This window comes from Achromobacter sp. 1L-A-4-B-C2, from assembly GCF_057291955.1.
This window is the reverse complement of the sequence record NZ_JBXAWP010000002.1, coordinates 79637-97222: the sequence shown is the minus strand read 5'-3', so window position 1 is coordinate 97222 and position 17586 is coordinate 79637. Positions and strand designations below refer to the sequence as shown.

The following is a 17586-nucleotide window of genomic DNA, read 5'->3' as shown; positions in this document are numbered from 1 at the left end:
GCTCGCGCTAAGTACTGCTCCCGCCAAGTACCGATCGCGCTCAGTACTGGTATCGCATCGTCACCATCGCGCTGCGGCCGGCGCCCCACGCGCCCTGGCTGTAGAAGCCGACCTGGCTGTAGTACTTGCGGTCGAACAGGTTGTTCACGTTCAGCTGCGCCGACAGGTTGCGGTTGAAGCGGTAGCGGGCCATCAGGTTGGTGATGGCGTAGCTGCCCTGCCCCACGCGTTCGTCGCCATTTGGGCCGCTGGCGATGGTGTAGACGCCGCTTTGCCAGTTCACGCCGCCGCCCACCGTCAGCCGGTTCCAGTCGCCCGGCAGCTGATACGTGGTGAAGACGCGCACCAGCGTGCGCGGCTGGTCGGTCTGGATGGCCGCCCCGTCGCCATCACGCGCGGTCCAGTGCGACCAGCCCGCCGCCAGGTTCCAACCCGGCGTCACTTCTCCGGACACTTCCAGGTCAAAGCCCCGGCTGCGCGTTCCTTGTGCGGCCCGATAAGCCTGGTTGATCGAACCCGGCACCAGGTAACCCGGGTCGGTCTGCGCCACGTTGTCCTGTTCCACCTGGAACACCGCCGCGCTGGCGTTCAAGCGGCCTTCCAGGAATTCGCCCTTGACGCCGGCCTCGTAGGATTTGCCTTCCAGCGGGTCCAGCCAGCCGCCGTTGCGGTCCTGGTAGCTTTGCGGGTTGAAGATGCCCGTGTAGCTGACGTAGGCGGTGTAGTTGTCGTTGATGTCGTACAGCAGCCCCGCGTACGGCGTGAACGCGTTCTTGTCGAACGCGGTGTGGTCACCACCACCAAAGCCCACGGAATCCGTTTTCCAGGTGCTGTAACGGCCGCCGACGATCAGCTTTAGCGGGTCGGCCAGGTTCAGGCGCAGCGCGCCGTACCAGCCCGTCTGCTTGGTGGTGTAGCGGCTGGCGGTCACCGCCGTGTCGCTCCAGTCGGGTTCCGGATACGAGCCGTCCCAGTCAAAGAAGTTGCCCACCGGCGCGGCGTTCAAGCCCGCGCGGTAATCAAAGTCGGCGTACTGGCGGGTGAAGCTGGCGCCCACCACGGCTTCGTGGCGGCGGCCAAAGGCGGTGAACGGGCCGGTGGCCTTGATGTCCAGGCTGTTCTGCTTGCGGTCGCCCAGGTACCACGAGGGCGACCCGTTCACGCCCAGGCCGGTCTGGCGGTCGGGCCAGCCGTACAGATAGAGCAGCTTGCCATCCATTTCGTGCTTGGAATGCGAGGCCACCGCCTGCACCCGCCAATCATTGTCAAAGCGATGCTCCAGGCTGGCGAAGCCGCCCGTCGTGGTGCTGGCCCAGGAGCTCCAGTCGGCCCCGGTGTTCAGCGACCGCTTCCAGTCGGTGCGCCCGCCGTCGGCGTACCACAGCGGAAAGCCGCCCCAGCTGCTGCCCTTGGGGCTGTTGTCCTGGTAATTGAAGCCGGCGCTGAAGGTGGTGCGCGACGTAATGTCCGCGTCGACCACGCCGTAGAACACTTTCTTCTGGCTTTTGTAGTCGTCCAGATAAGAGTGGTTGTCCTGGTAGGCGGACACGATGCGACCGCGCACGCTGCCGTCCTTGTTCAGCGGCGTGGACAGGTCCAGCGTGCCGCGATAGGTGTCCCACGAGCCCGCGCTGACGCTGATGTCGGCCTTGAATTCGCGGCTGATGGCGTGCTTGCGCACCAGGTTGATGGACGCCGACGGATTGCCGGCGCCGGTCAGCAGGCCGGTGGCGCCGCGCACGACTTCCACGCGGTCATAGATGATGGTGTCCATTGACGACTCGCCCGCCGCATAGCCGCTATCAAAGCCCGTGGGCACGCCGTCGTACAGGTAATTGCTGATGGCGAACCCGCGCGAGCTGAACGAATAGCGCTCGCTGTCGTAGTTCTGCACCGCGATACCGGGGGTATTGGCCATGACGTCGGCCAGCGACCGCATGTCTTCGTCTTCCATGCGCTGACGTGTCACCACCGTGACCGACTGCGGTGTCTCGCGCACCGTCAAGGCCATGCCCGTGCCGGCCGCCGTGGCGCGCGGCGTGTAGGACCCCGTCCCTTCCGTGGTGGTGGGGTCACCGTCGCCCACCACCTGCACGCTGGGCAAGGTGGCCACGGCGCCGTCCTGCGCCTGGGCCGCCGCGCCGCTGGACGCCAGCGCCATCAACACCAGCGCCGACGTGCGGCGCAGCCGCCACGCAAGACGATCGGAAGAATGAATACGGGGGCTGCCGCCCAGCGGCCTTTGATCTTGCATGCTGCTTTCCTTTCCCACTTCGGGTTGCGTTGTGGGAAAGGAGTGTAATGCGACTGATTCGCATATACGTTTGCTGTTGTGAATTTACGACGGGAGATGGCAACGGGTGATGGCCACGGGGGATGGCCACATAAATCCACGACGCAAATATGTCCCTACGCGCCGTGGGCATACCCAACACGGCACCCGGCGCATCGGCATAATGTCGCTGGCTTCGGCCCTTATTCCAGTCGCTTTCCGTAGGAATCCCTTCGTGTTCCATGTCTTTACCGGACTGATCAGTCTTTACGTCATCTGGCGTTTCGTCCTGCCCCTGTCCCTATCCCGCCCTGCCAAGGGGGTGTTGTCCCTGTTGCTGGTGGGTGTGGCCGAGCACCATCTGGTGACGCGCAATTTCTTTGGCTCCATGGCCTCGCCCGAGGTGCCCGCCACCTTGCTGATGGCGCTGGGCTGGGCCTTTGGCGCCCTGCTGCTGCTGGCCATGCTGCTATTGCTGCGCGATGTGGTGGGCGTGGTGGTCTACGTGTTCTCGCGCGTGCGGGGTCGCGGGCTGCTGGCTGCGCGCGGTTGGGCGCAGGGTGCGGCGGTGGCGGCTGCGCTGCTGTCAGTCATTGGCGTGTGGCAGGCCGTGCGCGTGCCCGATGTCAAAACGCTGGAAATCGCCCTGCCCAAGCTGCCGCCCGAACTGGACGGCTTTCGCCTGGTGCAACTCACCGACCTGCACGCCAGCCGCCTTCTGGAAGCGCCGTGGATGGACGCGGTGGTCAAGAAAACCAATGCGCTGAACCCGGACCTGATCGTCATCACGGGGGATCTGGTCGACGGCACGACCGATGCGCGCGCGGCCGATGTGCTGCCGCTGCAAGCCCTGCGCGCGCCACAAGGCGTGTACGCCATCCCCGGCAACCACGAGTACTACGCCGAGTACCAGCGCTGGCTGCCCGCCTTCGAAAAGCTGGGCCTGCGCCTGCTGCTCAATGACCACGTCACGCTGACGCCCAATGGACAGCGCCTGGTGCTGGCGGGCGTTACCGACAAGATGGCGGCCGCCTACGACCAGCCCGTGCCGGACGTGGCGCGGGCATTGCAGGGCGTGCCCAAGACCGACCCGGTCATTTTGCTGAGCCATCGCCCCCCAGGCGCGGCGCTGAACGCCCAGGCCGGGGCCGGGCTGCAACTGTCCGGCCATACGCATGGTGGCCAGATCCTGGGACCGCACCTGCTGACGCAACTGGCCAACGAGGGCTATGTGTCCGGCCTATATCAGGTGAACGGCATGCAGTTATATGTCAGTAATGGCACCGGGCTGTGGCCGGGCTTTCCGATCCGCCTGGGCCGCCCTTCCGAAATCACGCAGATCGTGCTGCGCGCACCGGCCCGAGTGGCCGCGCCGTAGGCTGCCTACGCCCACCCACGTTCCCATGACCTACTTGCTGTGGTCCCTGCCCGCGCTGACCGTGATCGTTGCCATCGCCAGCGGGCGAGTCAACACAACGATGGCGGCGGTGCTGGGACTGTTCGCCGCCATTGCGGTAGCGCTGAGTACCGCGCCCGGCGCTTTCACCGGCGCACAGCTGGCGGTGACCCTGGAACGCGGCGGGTGGATCGGGTGGATCATCACGCCCTACATCCTGGGCGGCTTGTTGTTCTGGCAGATGGCCTCGCCCACGCAGCCGGCCGCGGCCGGTGGTGATTCCCCCGGCGTTCATCCTCCGGAACTGAACGACCCGCTGGCGCGTCGGCGGCGCTTGTTCTTTGCCTGTTTCCTGATCGGCCCTTTTGCGGAATCCGCTACGGGTTTTGGCGTGGGCATGCTGGGCACCGTGCTGCTTATCCGCCCGCTTGGCCTGAAGCCCCGCGACATCATGATCTTCGCGCTGTTGAGCCAGACGCTGATCCCGTGGGGCGCGATGGGCAGCGGCACCTTGCTGGCGTCCGCCTACGCACGCGTTCCAGCCCCGCAGTTGGCGTTGTACAGCATGGTGGCGGTGGCCTTGTTGATGGCCGTGTGGATGACGCTGTTCTGGCGCACGGCGCGCATTGCGGGCATTAAAGTCGGCACCGCCGAGCACGTCAGGGAAGCCGGCTGGATCGTCACCAGCCTGGCATCGCTTTGCGCCGCCACAGCCCTGTTGGGCCCCGAGACGGCGCTACTGGCCGCCTACGGCCCCTTGATCGTGCTGCGCTTCGTGCTGGATCGCAGGCCCGATCGCACCCAGGCGCTTGCGGCCGCCCGCCGCGCGTTGCCCTACATCCTGGTGATTGCGTGCCTGGTGGCCACGCGGCTCATTCCTACGCTGAATCGCGCGTTGGGCGCCTGGGCCGATATCCGGCCGTTTGCCGACCTGCCCGCCTGGATGCCGTTTCTGCATGCCGGCAGTTGGCTCGTTGCCGGCGCGCTGGCCATGGCGGTGTGGCGGCGCCAGCCGGGCGCGCTGGCCGTGCAGGCGCGCGCGGCCTGGCGCACCGGCCGGCATGCCGTCATGTCCGTCTTTCTGTTTGCCATGATGGCCGAGGTGCTGGCCGGCGCCGGCATCTCGCAAGCCTACGCGGACGGCCTGTTCGCCGCCTTGCAAGACTGGACCATCCTGATCACGCCGCTGCTTGCCGGCGCCTTCGGCATTCTGGCCAACAGCGGCAACGCGCCGAACAGCCTGTTCATGCCGTCCCAGCTATCATTAGCCCTGCACGCGGGTCTGAATGTGCCGGCAGCGGCAGCGCTGTTACACGTTTCAGGCACGTCGATGGGGTTTTTTTCACCCGTCAGGATGTCAATTGCGGCGGGTTTGGCCCACGGACAAGGGCAAGAACGCAGCGTGTATGTTCTACTACTGCCGTTTGCCCTGGCCGCGTTCGGCATTCTTTTATTCCTGGCACTGCTTGTCGTGCTGTCGGGATAGCCGCCCGAGCGCTGATGCTCACGGCCTCAACCTTTTTTTTGTGTAGCACATGGGACTAGAACAGTTAGCCGCGATCCGGGCCTTGATCACCAAGCAGGCGCCTGAAGAGCCGACCCCCAAGAAAGAATCGCGTCCGCAAGGCGCAGGCAAAGGCCCCCGCCCACCCGGCGGCGGCAAAGGCCCGCGTCCGCAAGGCGATAAGGGCCCGCGCCCGCAAGGCGGTGACAAGAACGCCCGTTCCCAGGGCGGCGACAAGGGCCAGCGGCCGCAACGCGCCGACCGGCGCGAATCGCCCGTGGACCCGGTCGTGGTCGCAATTTCGCGCTTGCAACGCCAGTTTCCCAAGGCCTTCCCCAAGAATCCCGCGCCGAAGCTTCCGCTGAAGCTGGGCGTGCTGGCGGACCTGGTGCAACATGCCCAGACGCTGCAACTGGACGAAGCGCAGATCAAGGAAGCGGTCAAGACCTGGTGTGATGGCCGCCGCTATTGGGCCAGCATGGTCGAGGACGCGCCGCGTGTGGACCTGAACGGCGAACCCTCGGGCGTCGTAACGGCCAACGAAGCCAAGCATGCCAAGCGCATGGCCTCGCGCAGCGCATCCAAGAACGCCGCCGCGCGCAACAAGGCCAAGAAAGCCGAAGCCGCGGCCGCCGCCGGTACCGGTGACGCCGCTACCGGTGACGCCGCCGTGCCGGCGCCCGTGACGGCGCCCGTGACGGCGGATGTTGCCGCACCGGTGCAATCGGCCCCGCAAGCGCCGGCCGAGACGGCTGCAACTCCGGCTGCAACTCCGGCTGAAAACGCGGCCTCCGCAACGCCCGCCGCCACGCCGGATGCATCCAGCGATGCGTCGACCCCGGCGGCTGATGCACCGTCCGCCGAGCCGACTTCGCCGGCCACGGATTCGTCCACGGATTCGTCCACGGATTCGTCCGCCGACAAGCCCGCGCAGTCCTGAGTCATACCGTCATCGGGCTACATCGCCCGATGACGGCAAAAAGCCCGGCCCGCAACAATCCATCGCGGGCCGGGCTTTTGCATGCGTCCTTGCCTCAGGCCGCCAGCGCCTGCTCCAGATACCGCATCCCTGTCGGGCTGTACGGCAGCGTCAGCGCCCACTGGTGACCCGCCGCGTCCATTTTCTGCAACGACTTCCTCAAGATCTCCACGATCTTCTCCCCATGCGCGGGATGGAACGCTTCGTACTGGTATTGCAAAAACACCAGGCACAAGGCGTTTTCCATGGTCTGCACGTCGGCGTCCTGCTTGATGCCCTGCTTCATCACGATGGTTCTCACGCGGTCGATCACGTCGTCGGCGTAGCCCGCGTCGCGCAGTATGCCTTCCGCGATGGCGGCATGATGCCGCGCCAGCGCCTTGCGCCACGTCAGATAACCCACGCGCCCGTCGGGATAGCTCTTGCGCGTGATTTCCCAGCGCCCGATGTGCTGGCAGCGCGAGGCCAGCACCAGCGGTTCCGACGCATCCGGCGCCAGCTTCATCACCCATTCATGCAGCTTTTGCGCCAGGAATAGCTCCTGCGGACAGGTCTCGCCCTGCCAGGCGAACAGATTGGGGTCGGTGCCGTTGTACTGGTCAAACCGAAGCAGCGTCTGGTGTAGACGATCATTCATGCGGTGAGTTTCCTGCGTGCGTTGCATTGCCGAGAAGGCGCCGGAGCCGGCCAGAGACGCAACGATCATAGCGCCAAGCCGGCCGCCAGACGCATCCGGGTCGCGTAAACCGCATATCGAAACTCGAAAATCATCGTTCATGTGCGCGCGGTGACTGCTTAGGATCTGGGGTTCTTCCAACGCCGATGGCGCACCGTGCGCCCTGCTATCACCCCATGCCAGATATTTCCCTTCGGGAGCCCCAGGCCCCACCCGTGCGCGTCGCCGTCGACGTGGGCGGCACGTTTACCGACATCGTTCTGGAACGCGACGACCGCCGCTGGTCCGCCAAGCTGCTGACCACGCCCGCCACCCCGGAGACGGCCGTGCTGCAAGGCATTGAAGAACTGCTGGGCGTAGCGGGCCTGCGCTGGCCCGACGTCAGCTTGCTGATCCTGGGCACCACGCTGGCCACCAATGCGCTGATTGAACGCAAGGGCGCGCGCACCGCCCTGCTGACCACGGCCGGCTTTCGGGATCTGGTCGAGATCGGCCTGGAAGACCGCTTCGCGCAATACGACATTTTCCTGGACAAGCCCCAGCCGCTGGTGCCCCGCCCCTGGCGCCATGGCGTCACCGAACGGGTCGACGCGCGCGGGCAGGTGCTGACGCCGCTGGACGAGTCGCAGGTCATCGCGCTGGCGCATGAACTGATCGCCGCGCGTATTGAAAGCGTGGCGGTCTGCCTGCTGCACAGCTACGCCTACCCCGCCCACGAACGCCGCATCCGCGAGCTGTTGCAGGCCCACGCGCCCGGCCTGTGGGTGTCGCTGTCATCCGACATCTGCGCCGAGATCCGCGAATATCCGCGCCTGTCAACCGTCAGCGCCAACGCCTATGTGCAGCCGCAGGTATCGGGCTATCTACGCCGGCTGAACGACGCGGCCCGCGAACGCGGCTTGCGCGACGAACCGTTTCTGATGACCTCGGGCGGCGCCATCGCCACGCTGCAAACCGGGGTGGAAGAACCGGTGCGCCTGGTCGAATCCGGCCCGGCGGGTGGCGCCATCCTGGCGCAGCACATCGCCGAGCAGACCGGCTCCGCGCGCGCGCTATCGTTCGACATGGGTGGCACCACCGCGAAGATCTGCTACATCGACGACTTCGAACCTCAGGTCAGCCGCAGCTTTGAATTCGGCCGCGTGCACCGGCACCTGAAAGGCTCCGGCCTGCCTATCCGCATACCCGTCATCGAGATGGTGGAAATCGGCGCCGGTGGCGGGTCCATCGCTCGCGTCAACCACCTGGGCGTGGTGCAGGTGGGCCCCGACAGCGCGGGTTCCGCGCCCGGCCCCGCCGCCTACGGCAACGGCGGTGAACTGCCCACGGTGACCGATGCGCATGCCGTGATCGGCAACGTAACGCCCGAGCGTTTCGCGGTGGGCAAGGTCAAACTGCAACCCGAGTTGGCGCAGCGTGCCGTTCAGGCGCACCTGGCCGCGCCCGCCGAGCTGGATGCGCCGCAGGCCGCGCAGGCCATCATCGATGTCGTCACCGAGAACATGGCCAACGCCGCGCGCGTCCATGCCTCGGAGCTGGGCAAGACGGCCGAAGAACATACCCTTATCGCCTTTGGCGGCGCGGCGCCGCTGCATGCGGCGGCGCTGGCGCGCAAGCTGGGCATCGAGCGCGTCATCATTCCGGAATCGGCCGGCGTGGGATCGGCGGTGGGTTTCCTGTGGGCGCCCATCGCCTATCAGGCCGTTCGCAGCTTTCACCAGCGCGTCGATGGCATCGACCACGCCGCCGTGCAGCGCCTGCTTGACGAACTGACAGCCGGCGTTGACGCCGTGGTGCGCCGGGCCGCCCCGGACACCCCCTTGACGCACAAACGGGTGGTATTCATGCGCTACAGCGGCCAGGGGCACGAAATTGCGGTCGACCTGCCGGACGGGCCGTTCGACGAGGCGGCCAGCGCCCGGCTAGCCGCGGCCTTCGCCCAGCGCTACGCCGAACTGTATGGACGCAGCCTGCCGCACGTGGCGCCCGAAGCCGTGAGCTGGTCCGTAGCCGCGCAAGCCGGCCAGCGCCGCGCACGGCCGCACGACCCCATTGCCGCCGGCCAGGGCACGGCGGCGCGCGTCGCAGGCACGCGCCCGGTGTACGACGCCGCCCAGGGCCGCCGCATCGACATCCCCGTCTACGAACGCCAATCGCTGGACCCCGAACAGACGCTGACCGGCCCCGCGCTGGTCGTGGAAGACGAAACCACCACCTTCGTGCCGCCCGGCTTCGTCGCGCGCCGCAGCCGCCTGGGCTCGCTGGTGCTGGACGATACCCGTGCGGCCCAGCGTCGCCAGGCCGACGCCGCCGACAAGGACTACACATCATGAGCACCCAAGCCGACCGCTTGCACCCGGCCACCGCCGCCGCGCCCCTGGCACAAGAGCGCATCCGTTTCCAACTGGCATGGAACCGCCTGCTGTCCGTCGTGGAAGAGCAGGCACAGGTATTGATCCGATCCGCCTTCGGCACCGCTACGCGGGAAGCCGGCGACCTGTCCGCCGGCGTGTTCCTGCCCGATGGCCGCATGATCGCGCAAGCCGTCACCGGCACGCCCGGGCACGTCAACGCCATGGCCGAATCCGTTAAACACTTTCTGCGCGTCTTCCCGCCCGAATCGCTAAAGGATGGCGACGTGCTGCTGACCAACGACCCCTGGAAAGGCACCGGCCACCTGTTCGACATGACCTTGGTGACGCCGGTGTTTCACGATGGCGCGCTGGTGGCGCTGTTTGCCTCCACCTTGCACGTGATCGATATCGGCGGCATCGGCAGCAGTGCCGATGGTCTGGAGGTCTATCACGAAGGCCTGTTCCTGCCCATCCTGCGCTTCTTCCATCAACACGAAGTGGACCCGGGCGTGCTGGCCATTATTCGCGCCAACGTGCGCGAGCCCGAACAGGTGGAAGGCGACCTGTACGCGTTGGTGGCCTGCAACGCGATCGGCGGGCGCCGCCTGAAATCGTTGTTGACGGAGTTTGAGCTGGGCGGACTGGACGCCCTGGGCGGCTACATCATCGAGCAGTCCGAAAACGCCATGCGCCAGGCCATCGCCCAATGGCCACAAGGCACCTGGCATAACACGCTTGTGATCGACGGCTACGACGCGCCGATCACCTTGCAAGCCAGCGTGAGCATCGCGCGCGACAAGATCCGAATCGACTTCGCCGGCACCTCGCCCAGCGTGGCGCGCGGCATCAACGTGGTGAAGGCCTACACCGACGCCTATACCTCGTTTGGCGTGCGCTGCCTGATCGGCGCCGACGTGCCCAACAACGCGGGGTCCCTGTCGTGCGTCGAAGTCGCGGCGCCCGACGGCTCGATTCTGAATGCGCGTTTTCCCGCCGCCGTCACGGCGCGCCACATCATTGGACAGATGTTGCCCGACGTGGTCTTTGGCGCGCTGCGCCAGGCCCGCGCGGATCAGGTTCCCGCCGAGGGCGCGTCGTCGCTGTGGAACCTGCATCTGGTCGGCGGCGAGCCCCTGGCGGGCGCCACGCCCGAACAGCAGGAAGCGCTGCTGGCCGGCCCGCGCTTTAACGCCGTCAGCTTTTCCACCGGCGGCACGGGTGCGCGGCCCGGCAAGGACGGATTGTCCGTCACGTCCTACCCCAGCGGCGTGCGCAATGTATCGCTGGAGATCCTGGAAAGCGCCAACCCGCTGGTCTTCGAACAAAAGGAATACCGGCCGGACTCGGGCGGCCCCGGCACGCAGCGCGGGGGGCTGGGCCAAACCATCGTGGTGCGCCACGCCGACCCACAAGCCGCCATGATCATTGCCGCCGCGTTCGACCGCGTCGTGCATCCGGCGCGCGGCGCGCTGGGCGGCCACGCCGGCGCGGGCGGCCAACTGGGCCTGGCCGGCGGCGCCACACTGCGCGCCAAGGGGCGACAGCTGGTTCCCCCCGGCGAAAGGCTGGTCGTGCAAACACCCGGCGGCGGCGGACTGGGCGACCCCGCCGGCCGCGACGCCGAGCGCATTGATCGCGATGTGCGCGACGGCCTGGTCAGCGCCGACCAGGCGCGCACGGCCTACCGGGAGCCGCAAGCGTGACACCGACGCCGCAACCGATCCGGAAACCGATCCCGATCCCGACCCCGACCCTGCACCTGACCTTGAACCAGACCCCGAGCCCGATCTTGACCCCAACGTTGACCCCAAACTCCCCCCGGATCGCGACCCGGATCGCGACCCACATCACCCGCCGCATCGCCACCATGGCTCGACGCGCCCGTCTCGGCCTGCTGCTGGCCGGCGCCTTGCTTGCCTTTGCGCCCGCCCTGCACGCCGAGCCCACCCGGGGCGGTACGCTGACCCTGCTATTGCCTTCCGAACCGACCGCGCTGGTGACGGTGGGCAACGTCGCCACGCCCATTCTCAGCGTCAGCGCCAAGGTCACCGAAGGCCTGCTCAAGTACGACTACGACTTGAATCCCCAGCCGCAACTAGCCACCGCCTGGCAGGTCAGCCCCGACGGCACTGTCTACACCTTCACGCTACGCCAAGGCGTGAAATGGCATGACGGCAAGCCGTTCACCGCCGCCGACGTCGCGTTTTCGATCGGGCTGCTCAAGAAGATCCACCCGCGCGGGCGCAACACGTTCGCCAACGTCACCGCCATCGAAACTCCGGACGACCACACCGTGGTGCTGCGCCTGGCCAAGCCGGCGCCCTACCTCATCCGCGCCTTCGTCGCCACCGAGACGCCCATCATCCCCAAGCACATCTTTGATGGCCCCGACCCGTTGACCAACCCGGCGATCTCCGCACCCATCGGCACCGGCCCGTACAAGTTCAAGGAATGGGTGCGCGGCAGCCACATCGTGTATGAACGCAACCCGGACTACTGGGACAAGCCCAAGCCCTATATCGACCGCCTGATCGTGCGCGTGGTGGCCGACCCCGCCGCCGCCGCCATCGCGTTTGAAACCGGCACCGTGGACCTGGGCTACCGCACGCCCGTGCCACTGGCCGACCTGGCGCGCCTGAAAGCCGTGCCGTCACTGCGGTTCGAAACGCGCGGCAACAGCTATTCGTACAACGTGACGCGGCTGGAATTCAACCTGGACGAGCCGCATTTCAAGAACGAGAAAGTGCGGCAGGCGGTGGCCCACGCCATCGACCGCAACGTCATCCTGAAAGTCGTGAACTATGGCGTGGGCCAGGTGGCGTATTCGCCGATCGCGCCCGGCCTGAAAGCCTATAACGACCCCACGCCGTCGCCTTACGCCTTCGACCTGAAGCGCGCCAACGCGCTGCTGGACGAAGCCGGTTACCCCAAGGGGCCGGACGGCGTGCGCTTTCGGGTGCCGCTGGACTACAACCCGATCGGCTCTGACGGCGCACGGCTGGCCGATTATCTGCGCACGACGCTGGCGCGCACCGGCATCGCCGTGACGGTGCGCTCGCAAGACGCCTCGGCCTTCATCAAGCGCGTCTATACCGATCGCGACTTCGCCTTCACCACCAATGGCGCCAGCAATCTGTTCGACCCCACGGTCGGCGTGCAGCGGCTGTACTGGTCCAGGAACTTCATCCGGGGCGTGCCTTTTTCCAACGGCACGCATTACCAGAACCCGCAGGTCGATGCCTTGCTGGAAGCCGCCGCCGTTGAAAACGACCCCGCCCGGCGCGTCCAGCTGTTCAAGGACTTTCAGCAGATCGTCGCGCGCGAGGTGCCCGACCTGAACCTGTATCAGCCCGAATTCATCACCATCGCCAACCAGCGTGTGCACGACCATTCGCTGACGGCCGACGGCGTGGAATCCAACCTGGCGGACGTCTACCTGCAATGAACCCGCGACGCGCCGCCCGCACGCTGGGCTTGTCCCTGGTCCAGGCGATCCCGACCGTCATCGGGGTCATCCTGCTGAGTTTTTTCCTGCTGCAAGCCGTGCCGGGCGATGCTGCCGACGTGATCGCGGCCGAGTCCGGATCGGCCACCGAAGCCGGCATGGCGGCCATGCGCAGCCAGTTCGGGCTGGACCGCCCGGTGTTGCAGCAACTTGGCGCCTACCTGGGCAATCTGGCCAGCCTGAACCTGGGGATATCGCCGCGCTACAACCTGCCGGTGTCCGACCTGATCTTCAGCCGCTTGGGCAACACGGTGCTGCTGATGTTCAGCGCGTTGGGATGCGCGCTGGCCGCCGGTATCACGCTGGGCGCGGTCATGGCCACCTTTGTGGGCCGCTGGCCGGACCGCGTGCTGTCGCTGGCGGCGTTGCTGCTGTATTCCACTCCGGGCTTCTGGCTGGGGCTGATGGCCATCATCCTGCTTTCCGTGCAGCTGGGTTGGCTGCCGCCGGGCGGGGTGTCGACGATCGGCGCGCCCGCCACCGGGATGGCCCACGCGCTGGACGTGGCGCGCCACCTGGTACTGCCGACCTTGGCCTTGGCGGGCTTCTACGTGGCCATCTTCGCGCGGCTGACGCGCGCGGCCATGCTGGAGGTCAGCCGGCAGGACTTCGTGCGCACCGCGCACGCCAAGGGCGTCGCGCCCACGGCCGTGGCGTTGCGGCACGTGCTGCGCAATGCGCTGATTCCGGTTACCACCGTTGCCGGCTTGAACTTCGGCACGCTGCTAGGCGGCGCGGTGGTAGTCGAGACGGTCTTTAGCTGGCCCGGGCTGGGCCGCCTGGCCTACGAGTCGGTCATGGCGCGCGACTATGTCGTGCTGCTGGGCATCCTGGTGCTGTCTTCGCTGCTGGTGATCGTGGCCAATATTCTGGTCGATCTGTTGCAGACGCTGCTGGATCCGCGCATTCGCGTCGGCGGATGACGTTCTGGGGTTCTGGCGTTCTGGCGTTTGGCCGCCTGGCCGTCTGGCCGCTATGCATTGCTTGGCCTTGGGTCCTTGGCCTTGGGTCCTTGGCCTTGGGTCTTTGGCCTTGGGTCTTTGCCCTTGGGTCCTTGCCCGTGGGTCCTTCGTATTTGGTCCTTGGTCCTTCGCCCACGTTCTTGTTCCCTCTTTCCTTCACTTCATTTCATGCCGCCTGATTTCTCGTCCCCGTCTTTGCCACCGCCCGCGCCGCTGGTCCTGGCCATGAGCGCCCCACGCCGTGCGCGCACGCTGCGCCGGCTGCTGGCCAACCCTGGCGCGGTGGTCGGCGGCGTGCTGTTGCTGTTGATCCTGTGCGCCGCCATTACCGCGCCCTGGGTGTTTCCGCACGACCCGCTCGACATGGTCGGTCCGCCGATCCAGTGGCCCGGTCAGGACCCGGAGTTCTGGCTGGGCACCGACACGATGGGCCGCGACATCGCGGCCGGCCTGGCGCACGGCGCCCGCGTGTCGTTGACGGTCGGCGTGACGGCCGCGCTGCTCAGTTTGGCGATCGGCATTGCCGTAGGCGCGTCGGCCGGCTACTTCGGCGGCTGGGTGGACGTGGTGCTGATGCGCGTCACCGAACTGCTGCAAACAATTCCTTCGTTCTTGCTGGTGGTGGTGATCGTGGCCATCGGGCGCCCGTCGGTCGGCGTCATCGCGCTATCGATCGGCGCGGCCTCGTGGCCCGTGGTGGCGCGGCTGGTTCGCGCTGAATTTCGGACCCTGCGCGAAACCGAATTCGTGCTGGCCGCGCGCAGCAACGGCTTTGGCCACGCACGCATCGCCCTGCTGGAAATTTTGCCCAACGCGCTGCCGCCCGTCATCGTGACGACCTCGGTGCTGGTGGCCAACGCCATCCTCATGGAATCCGCCCTGTCGTTCATGCACATGGGCGATCCGAACGCCGTGTCCTGGGGCAGCATGATCGGCGACGCGCGCGAGATGCTGCGCACCGCGTGGTACCTGGCCGCCCTGCCCGGCCTGTCCATCGTGCTGACCGTGTTGTCGCTGAACCTGCTGGGCGACGCCTTGAACGATGCCTTTAACCCGAGGCTGTCCGCATGACGCGCACGTCCCACCCCCCCGACACCCGTGCGCTCTTAAGCGTGCAAGACCTGACCGTGTCGTTTCGCGCCGACGACGGGCAGCGCCGCGCCGTCGACGGTTTGAGCTTTGACGTAGCGGCGGGCGAAACGCTGGCGCTGGTCGGTGAATCCGGCTGCGGCAAGTCGACTACCGCACTGGCCGTGCTGCGCCTGCTTGCGCCCGGCAGCCGGGTGCAGGGCCGCATCCTGTTCAACGACGTGGACCTGGCCGCTCTGCCGGACCGGCAGCTGCGCCAGGTGCGCGGCCGCGACATCGCCATGATCTTCCAGGAGCCCATGACCTCACTGAACCCGGTGCTGACCATCGGCCGGCAAATCGCCGAAGCCATCCGTTGCCACGAGGACATCGGGCGTACCGCGTTGCGCCACCGCACGCTGGAGCTGCTGGCGCGCGTTCGCATCCCCGACCCCGAACGCCGCATCGACGACTACCCGATGCAGTTGTCGGGCGGCCAACGCCAGCGTGTAATGATCGCCATGGCCATCGCCTGCCGGCCGAAACTGCTGATTGCCGACGAGCCCACCACCGCGCTCGACGTCACCATCCAGGCGCAGATCCTGCAATTGCTGGACGAGCTGCGGCGCGACCTGGGCATGAGCGTGCTGCTGATCACGCATGATCTCGGCGTGGTGCGGCAATGGGCCGATCGTGTCCTCGTCATGCACGGTGGCAAAAAACTGGAAGAAGCGCCGGCCGCCCAACTGTTCGCCGCGCCGTCGCACCCCTATACGCAGGGGCTGCTGGGCGCATCGCTACACGCGCGCGACGGGCTGCACTACCGTCAGGCACGGCTGCCGGAGATCGTGGTCAGTCATCGACATGGCGATGGCGCACCGCATTTCACATTGCGCACGTCCACGGGCGCTGGCCAAGCGCACGGTGCGACCGGGCCGCACAGCGCCGCGCCGCTGCTCAGCGTGCGCGGCCTGACCACGCGCTATGCGGGACGCCGGGGCGTCGACGTGCTGGCGGTCGATGACGTGTCCTTCGATATCGCTCACGGCGAAACGCTGGGTTTGGTGGGCGAATCAGGTAGCGGCAAATCCAGCCTGTCGCGCACGCTGCTGCGCCTGACGCCCGCGCATACCGGTCAGGCGCTGCTGCGTGGCACCGATCTGCTGGCCCTGTCCCAACGCGCGCTAAAAGCATCGCGGCGGCATATACAGATGGTGTTCCAGGACCCCTACGCCTCATTGAACCCGCGCCATACCGTGCAGGACATCCTGGCCGCCGTACTGAAGGTGCACGGCGTGCGCGACCGCGCCGAACGAGGCCGGCACGTGGCTCGGATGCTTGACAACGTCGGCTTGCCCGCCGATGCGGCCAGGCGCTATCCCAACGAGTTCTCCGGCGGGCAGCGCCAACGCATCGGCATCGCCCGCGCGCTGATCACGCGCCCGTCCCTGGTAGTGCTGGACGAACCCGTGTCGGCGCTGGACGTGTCGGTGCAGGCGCAGATACTGAATCTGTTGGTCGACTTGAAGAACGAGCTGGGCCTGTCCTACCTGTTCATCTCCCACGATCTGGCCGTGGTGCGTTATCTGTGCGACCGGGTCATGGTCATGAACCAGGGCCGCATCGTGGAACACGGAACGCCCGAGACCATCTGGCGCCAGCCGGCGCACCCCTACACGCGCACGCTATTGGCCGCCGTGCCCGCCGCGCCTGCCCTGCCCGCCGCGACGGCCGCCCACGTCGCGCCGCCCGCCCCAGCTTCGGCCCCCGTTGGCCGCCAAACCGCGTCATACTCGCGGGTTCCGGGCATTGGTATCCTTCACGGGTAAGCGACACCGCCCCACCCACGACTGGTAACTGCATGAGCTCATCCCCCATCCCCACCCTGGCGCCCGACGTGCTGGCGGCGCAAGCCCTGGCCAAGCAACACGGCGTCGGCACGCCGAACGTGCTGACAACGCCCATCGCCGAATGCCGCGAAAAAAGCCGCGCCTATCAACACTGGTTAAGCCAGCCCGCGCCGCCGGTCGGCCGCGTGGAGGAACATCGGCTGGACCATCTGCCGGTGCCGGCCACGCTGCGCCTGTACTACCCCGAAGGCGCCAGCGACAAGCCCCTGCCCTTGTACCTGCACCTGCACGGTGGCGGCTTCGCGCAAGGCGACCTGGACACGCTGGACCGCTGGAAGCGCGAAATCGCGGCCGACGCGGGCATCGTCACGGCCGGCCTGTCCTACGCCTTGTCCCCCGAAGCCCGCTACCCCGTTGCACTGGAACAGGTGCTGGGCGCCTTGCGCTGGTTGCGCGACGAAGCCCCGGCACTGGGCCTGGACGCGCAGCGCCTGGCCGTGGGCGGTGAATCGGCGGGCGGCAACCTGACGCTGGCCGCGCTGCAACGCCTGCGCGATGAGGGCGATGCCTTCATCAAGACCGGCGTGGTCATCTACGGCATGCTGTCGGCCCGCCGCGATACGCCGTCGCAGGAATCGTTTGGCGACGGACGCTTTGGGCTGTCCACGGAAAAGCTGGATTGGTTCTGGGACCAATACGTTGCCGACGCCGCCCAATTGACGGACCCCGGCGTGGCCCCGCTGCATGCCGACGTTGCCGGACTGCCGCCGTTGATCCTGCAAGCCGCCGCGCTGGACCCCCTGCTGGACGACACGCTGGACCTGGCCAACAAGCTGTTCGCCAGTGGCGCCGCGCCCATGCTGGTGGTCTATTCCGGCGTGCCCCACAGCTTTATCGGCATGACGCGCCTGCTTGCCCAGGCGCAAGAAGCGCGCGCGGACCTGGTCCACGCGCTCAAACGCAACTTGGCCGCCTAGCAGAGCGTTAGCTTAAGTTTCGTAGTCGTCTCATGGACAGCGC

12 protein-coding genes are annotated in these 17586 nt (G+C 67.0%); 10 read left to right on the top strand and 2 right to left on the bottom strand.

Features of this window, described 5'->3' with window-relative positions:
• Window positions 1-40: 40 nt before the first annotated feature.
• A complete protein-coding gene (gene fhuE / locus AC0Z35_RS07850; RefSeq protein ID WP_485131708.1) occupies window positions 41-2254 on the bottom strand; it encodes a ferric-rhodotorulic acid/ferric-coprogen receptor FhuE in 2214 nt (737 codons plus the stop codon).
• A 253-nt stretch (window positions 2255-2507) separates the two neighbouring features.
• Between fhuE and AC0Z35_RS07845 the strand changes: the two genes are divergently transcribed.
• The 3 genes from AC0Z35_RS07845 to AC0Z35_RS07835 are packed head-to-tail and all read left to right on the top strand — an operon-like array spanning window position 2508 to window position 6112.
• Complete coding sequence (locus AC0Z35_RS07845; protein WP_485131707.1) at window positions 2508-3650, top strand: metallophosphoesterase; 1143 nt, start codon at window positions 2508-2510, stop codon at window positions 3648-3650.
• A gap of 25 nt (window positions 3651-3675) precedes the next feature.
• The gene (locus AC0Z35_RS07840) at window positions 3676-5154 is read left to right on the top strand and encodes a hypothetical protein (RefSeq protein WP_485131706.1); all 1479 of its coding nucleotides are present in this window, start codon (window positions 3676-3678) and stop codon (window positions 5152-5154) included.
• Between the two features lie 49 nt (window positions 5155-5203).
• Window positions 5204-6112: a ProQ/FinO family protein gene (locus tag AC0Z35_RS07835; RefSeq protein ID WP_485131704.1), complete on the top strand. Its 909-nt coding sequence runs from the start codon at window positions 5204-5206 to the stop codon at window positions 6110-6112.
• Between the two features lie 94 nt (window positions 6113-6206).
• Here AC0Z35_RS07835 and AC0Z35_RS07830 read toward each other — a convergent pair whose 3' ends face one another.
• A complete protein-coding gene (locus tag AC0Z35_RS07830; protein WP_046807778.1) occupies window positions 6207-6788 on the bottom strand; it encodes a DUF4202 domain-containing protein in 582 nt (193 codons plus the stop codon).
• A 254-nt stretch (window positions 6789-7042) separates the two neighbouring features.
• On the opposite strand from AC0Z35_RS07830, the gene AC0Z35_RS07825 reads away from it, so the two are divergent.
• The 7 genes from AC0Z35_RS07825 to AC0Z35_RS07795 all read left to right on the top strand — a co-directional run bounded on the left by AC0Z35_RS07825 (window position 7043) and on the right by AC0Z35_RS07795 (window position 17543).
• Window positions 7043-9160, top strand: a complete 2118-nt coding sequence (locus AC0Z35_RS07825; protein ID WP_319308827.1) for a hydantoinase/oxoprolinase family protein — start codon at window positions 7043-7045, stop codon at window positions 9158-9160.
• Window positions 9157-10884 carry a hydantoinase B/oxoprolinase family protein gene (locus tag AC0Z35_RS07820; RefSeq protein WP_485131703.1) on the top strand — a complete coding sequence of 576 codons (1728 nt, stop codon included), beginning with the start codon at window positions 9157-9159 and terminating at the stop codon, window positions 10882-10884. The genes AC0Z35_RS07825 and AC0Z35_RS07820 overlap by 4 nt, the downstream gene beginning before the upstream one ends.
• Before the next feature lie 164 nt (window positions 10885-11048).
• The gene (locus AC0Z35_RS07815; RefSeq protein WP_485131702.1) at window positions 11049-12626 is read left to right on the top strand and encodes an ABC transporter substrate-binding protein; all 1578 of its coding nucleotides are present in this window, start codon (window positions 11049-11051) and stop codon (window positions 12624-12626) included.
• On the top strand, window positions 12623-13609 hold the full coding sequence (locus tag AC0Z35_RS07810) for an ABC transporter permease (protein ID WP_485131701.1): 987 nt from the start codon (window positions 12623-12625) through the stop codon (window positions 13607-13609). Before AC0Z35_RS07815 ends, AC0Z35_RS07810 begins: the two co-directional genes overlap by 4 nt.
• A 264-nt stretch (window positions 13610-13873) precedes the next feature.
• Complete coding sequence (locus AC0Z35_RS07805; RefSeq protein ID WP_485131700.1) at window positions 13874-14719, top strand: ABC transporter permease; 846 nt, start codon at window positions 13874-13876, stop codon at window positions 14717-14719.
• Window positions 14716-16545 (top strand): ABC transporter ATP-binding protein, encoded by a 1830-nt coding sequence (locus AC0Z35_RS07800; protein WP_485131699.1) that lies wholly within the window; start codon window positions 14716-14718, stop codon window positions 16543-16545. The genes AC0Z35_RS07805 and AC0Z35_RS07800 overlap by 4 nt, the downstream gene beginning before the upstream one ends.
• Window positions 16546-16577: 32 nt before the next feature.
• The gene (locus AC0Z35_RS07795) at window positions 16578-17543 is read left to right on the top strand and encodes an alpha/beta hydrolase (RefSeq protein ID WP_485131698.1); all 966 of its coding nucleotides are present in this window, start codon (window positions 16578-16580) and stop codon (window positions 17541-17543) included.
• The last annotated feature ends 43 nt before the right edge of the window (window positions 17544-17586 follow it).

Bases quoted from the DNA above. Each gene is read 5' to 3' on its own strand.
- fhuE (WP_485131708.1), bottom strand. From the start codon at position 2,254: ATGCAAGATCAAAGGCCGCTGGGCGGCAGCCCCCGTATTCATTCTTCC.
- AC0Z35_RS07840 (WP_485131706.1), top strand. From the start codon at position 3,676: ATGACCTACTTGCTGTGGTCCCTGCCCGCGCTGACCGTGATCGTTGCC.
- AC0Z35_RS07835 (WP_485131704.1), top strand. From the start codon at position 5,204: ATGGGACTAGAACAGTTAGCCGCGATCCGGGCCTTGATCACCAAGCAG.
- AC0Z35_RS07830 (WP_046807778.1), bottom strand. From the start codon at position 6,788: ATGAATGATCGTCTACACCAGACGCTGCTTCGGTTTGACCAGTACAAC.
- AC0Z35_RS07820 (WP_485131703.1), top strand. From the start codon at position 9,157: ATGAGCACCCAAGCCGACCGCTTGCACCCGGCCACCGCCGCCGCGCCC.
- AC0Z35_RS07815 (WP_485131702.1), top strand. From the start codon at position 11,049: ATGGCTCGACGCGCCCGTCTCGGCCTGCTGCTGGCCGGCGCCTTGCTT.
- AC0Z35_RS07810 (WP_485131701.1), top strand. From the start codon at position 12,623: ATGAACCCGCGACGCGCCGCCCGCACGCTGGGCTTGTCCCTGGTCCAG.
- AC0Z35_RS07805 (WP_485131700.1), top strand. From the start codon at position 13,874: ATGAGCGCCCCACGCCGTGCGCGCACGCTGCGCCGGCTGCTGGCCAAC.
- AC0Z35_RS07800 (WP_485131699.1), top strand. From the start codon at position 14,716: ATGACGCGCACGTCCCACCCCCCCGACACCCGTGCGCTCTTAAGCGTG.
- AC0Z35_RS07795 (WP_485131698.1), top strand. From the start codon at position 16,578: ATGAGCTCATCCCCCATCCCCACCCTGGCGCCCGACGTGCTGGCGGCG.